Genomic DNA, 3,873 nt, shown 5'->3' with positions numbered 1-3,873 from the left:
TTAACACCCGTTACTATACACCCCGGGTGCATGCCGGAGCTTTTGCACTACCAGCTTATGTAGAGGAGTTATTAAGAGATGTTGAATAAAAATATAGAAACTTTTATCGGTTGTGACGCAGAGTATTCGGATGCAAAGATTGTTCTGTTTGGGGCTCCGTTTGACTCTACCACTTCTTTCCGTCCGGGTACCCGTTTCGGAAGCAAGGCGATCAGATCCGAATCCTTTGGTCTGGAAACCTATAGCCCTTATCAGGATAAAGACCTGAGTGACATGCAGATTTTTGACAGCGGTGATCTTGAACTTTGCTTCGGAGATACTGCACTTGCCCTGCAGGATATACAGGACCGTGCAGCAACAATCCTGCAGGACGGGAAACTGCCTCTGCTCATCGGCGGGGAACATCTGGTTACTTTAGGCGCTGTCCGGGCAGTTTTTGACAAGTACCCCGATCTGCATATTATTCATTTTGATGCTCATGCTGATCTCAGGGAAGATTATCTGGGTGCACAGCTTTCCCATGCCTGTGTTCTTCGCAGATGCTGGGAACTGGTTGGAGATGGGAAGATCTATCAATTCGGCATCCGTTCCGGTGACCGGGAAGAATTTAGCTGGGGCAGCCAGGGCCACGTGAACACCCGCAAGTTTAACTTTGACGGTCTTTCAGAAACCGTGGAGTCTCTGAAAGGAAAACCGGTTTACTTTACCATTGACCTGGATGTACTGGATCCAGGCATCTTTCCAGGAACCGGAACCCCGGAAGCCGGAGGTGTAACCTTTATGCAATTACTGAACGCCATTATAACCGTCTGCTCCGGTGCAAACATTGTGGGATGCGATGTGAATGAGCTCTGCCCTTCATATGACCAGAGCGGCATCTCTACTGCAACTGCCTGCAAAGTAGTCCGGGAACTGCTGTTGTCACTTGAACAGGCAGGTTAACGGTCAGCGCAGTACATGCGCAGACCTGCTAAATAGTTACTATATTACCATTTAAATTAGGAGGATTACAAATATGGGAAAAACACTCATTATCGGATGCGGCGGTGTTGCAAGCGTTGCCATCCACAAATGCTGCCAAAACAGCAGCGTATTTGAAGAAATCTGCATTGCCAGCCGTACAATATCAAAATGCGATGCACTGAAAGAAAAATTATCCGCTGAAACAAAAACAAAGATTACAACAGCAAGTGTTGATGCTAATAATGTAGAAGAACTGATTACATTGATTGAAAAAGTTCAGCCGGATGTGGTACTGAATCTGGCATTGCCATACCAGGATCTTACTATTATGGATGCCTGCCTGGCTACCAGGACAAACTATGTTGACACCGCCAATTATGAACCGGAAGATACCGCCAAGTTTGAATATAAATGGCAGTGGGCATACCGGGAGAAATTTGAAAAAGCAGGTATCACCGCACTTCTGGGCAGCGGCTTTGATCCGGGTGTAACCGGCGTATTCTCCGCTTATGCACTGAAACATTACTTTGATGAAATTAACTACATCGATATTCTTGACTGCAATGCCGGAGACCACGGCTATCCCTTTGCCACCAACTTCAACCCGGAAATTAATATTCGCGAAGTTTCCGCAAATGGTTCCTATTGGGAAGACGGCCACTGGATTGAGACAAAACCAATGGAAATCAAGCGTGTCTACAATTTCCCGGAAATAGGTGAAAAAGACATGTACCTGCTTCATCATGAGGAAATTGAATCACTGGCACTGAATATGCCCGGAATCAAGAGAATCCGCTTCTTTATGACCTTTGGACAGAGTTATCTGACCCATTTAAAGTGTCTTGAGAATGTTGGCATGACTTCCATAGAACCAATTATGTATGAAGGAAAAGAAATTGTCCCTCTGCAGTTTTTAAAGGCGGTTCTTCCTGATCCCTCTTCTCTTGGTCCCCGTACAAAAGGAAAAACGAACATCGGTAATATTTTTATTGGAAAAAAAGACGGTGTGGAGAAGAAGATCTACATTTACAATACCTGTGACCATGAAAAATGTTATGAGGAAGTAGGTTCCCAGGCAGTCGCTTACACAACCGGAGTGCCTGCCATGATCGGCGCCATGATGCTGATGACCGGAACCTGGAAGAAAGCCGGTGTCTATAATATTGAAGAATTTGACCCTGATCCATACATGGATGCCCTGAATAAATGGGGACTGCCATGGAAGATTTCAGAGAACCCGGAACTGGTAGATTAGTATACAGGAGGATTTATGAAGTTCGAACATTTACCAACGCCCTGCTATGTGGTGGATCAAAAGCAATTGCGCCGTAACCTGGAAATTCTGAAAAGTGTGACCAGTCATACCGGCTGCAAAATTCTCCTGGCGCAAAAAGCATTTTCCATGTATGCGGTATATCCTATGATCGGCGAATACCTAAACGGTACTACCGCCAGCGGGCTCTATGAAGCAAAGCTGGGAGCCGAAGAGATGGTAAAAGAGAATCATATTTTCTCCCCGGCTTACCGGGAAGACGAATTTGATGAAATCGCTTCTCTTTGCGGCCATATCGTGTTTAATTCCTTTTCACAGCTGGAACGGTTTGGGGCAAGGGCACGAGAAAAAGGCTGCAGTATCGGTTTACGTATAAATCCGGAATTTTCTACCCAGGAAGGGCACGAGATCTATGATCCCTGTGCTCCCGGCTCCCGGCTTGGAATTACGCCCGCTAATTTTCGTCCTGAGCTCCTGGATGGAGTGGAAGGACTTCATTTCCACACTTTATGCGAACAGGATTCAGACGCTTTACTGGATACCGTGAAAGCCGTAGAAGAAAAATTTGGTCCCTGGCTCTCTCAGATGAAGTGGTTGAATTTTGGAGGCGGGCACCACATTACCAGACCCGGTTATGACATTGCTGCTTTAGAATCCTGTATCAGACGCATTCAGGAAACGTATCAGGTTCAGGTCTATCTGGAGCCCGGAGAAGCAGTGGCTTTAAATGCCGGTTATCTGGTAACTACTGTTTTGGAAACCCTGCAGAATGAAATTCAGATTGCAATCTTAGACACCTCCGCAGCCTGCCATATGCCGGACGTACTTGAAATGCCTTATCGTCCCCCACTGCTTCATTCGGAAGAACCTGGTAAGAAACCCTGTACCTTCCGTCTGGCTGGTCCAACCTGCCTGGCTGGGGATGTCATTGGGGATTATTCCTTTGATGCTCCCCTAAAGCCGGGGGATCGCCTGGTATTCGCAGATATGGCTATCTATTCCATGGTCAAAAACAATACCTTCAATGGAATGGCTCTGCCTGCTATAGCACTTCAGGAGGAAAACGGAGACTGCCGGATCATCCATGAATTTGGTTATGAAGATTTTAAAAACCGATTATCCTGACCTCTGCTTAGACTAGAGCGAACGTTTTATAGGGTTCTATTAAATGACTTATATTTGAGTTTAGCTGAGGAAGGGGACGCTTTGTAGATGTAGATAGTGCAACGGAAAGATGGGAGTGGGAAACTTGTATGGACTCCGTCAGCTGGCCGCAGAACTGGTATTTTCTAACCTTTCCGAAGCGCTTTTTGGCGGCACGCGGGTATTCACCGAGAAATCCTGATGCATTTCTCGGTTCAGTACCCGCTTAGTATCCGATGGGAGCCAGTCGAATACTATCCGCCAAAAGACACTTCGAAAAGCTAAGTAAATACTCAGCTCTGCTCTACGCTTCCTCCGTCCATACAAGTTTCCCACTCCCATCTTTCCGAGATTCATGTTACCGCCACAAAGCTGAATTTCTCAGCATGGTTGGACCCCTGGGCTGTGGCAGGCTGTTCTTTATTGGATGTAGCGTAGTATGTTTCGGCTATTTAAGCGTAAAAGGAGATGAAAGTTTGCTACTTTTTCTGGAT

At 46.3% G+C, this 3,873-nt stretch carries 3 protein-coding genes; all 3 read left to right on the top strand.

Annotated elements, in window-relative coordinates; genetic code table 11:
- Window positions 1–78: 78 nt before the first annotated feature.
- The 3 genes from speB (at window position 79) to nspC (ending at window position 3,361) form a co-directional block, all read left to right on the top strand.
- Window positions 79–942: an agmatinase gene (speB, locus tag RHS_RS26465; protein WP_047834855.1), complete on the top strand. Its 864-nt coding sequence runs from the start codon at window positions 79–81 to the stop codon at window positions 940–942.
- A 73-nt stretch (window positions 943–1,015) separates the two neighbouring features.
- The gene (locus tag RHS_RS26460) at window positions 1,016–2,218 is read left to right on the top strand and encodes a saccharopine dehydrogenase family protein (RefSeq protein ID WP_047834854.1); all 1,203 of its coding nucleotides are present in this window, start codon (window positions 1,016–1,018) and stop codon (window positions 2,216–2,218) included.
- A gap of 15 nt (window positions 2,219–2,233) precedes the next feature.
- Window positions 2,234–3,361 (top strand): carboxynorspermidine decarboxylase, encoded by a 1,128-nt coding sequence (gene nspC / locus RHS_RS26455; RefSeq protein ID WP_047834853.1) that lies wholly within the window; start codon window positions 2,234–2,236, stop codon window positions 3,359–3,361.
- The last annotated feature ends 512 nt before the right edge of the window (window positions 3,362–3,873 follow it).

This window comes from Robinsoniella sp. RHS, assembly GCF_001029355.1.
Classification (GTDB): Bacteria; Bacillota; Clostridia; order Lachnospirales; family Lachnospiraceae; genus Robinsoniella; species Robinsoniella peoriensis.
Note: the sequence above shows the minus strand (reverse complement) of the source record. Positions and strands in the feature narration are given on the sequence as shown.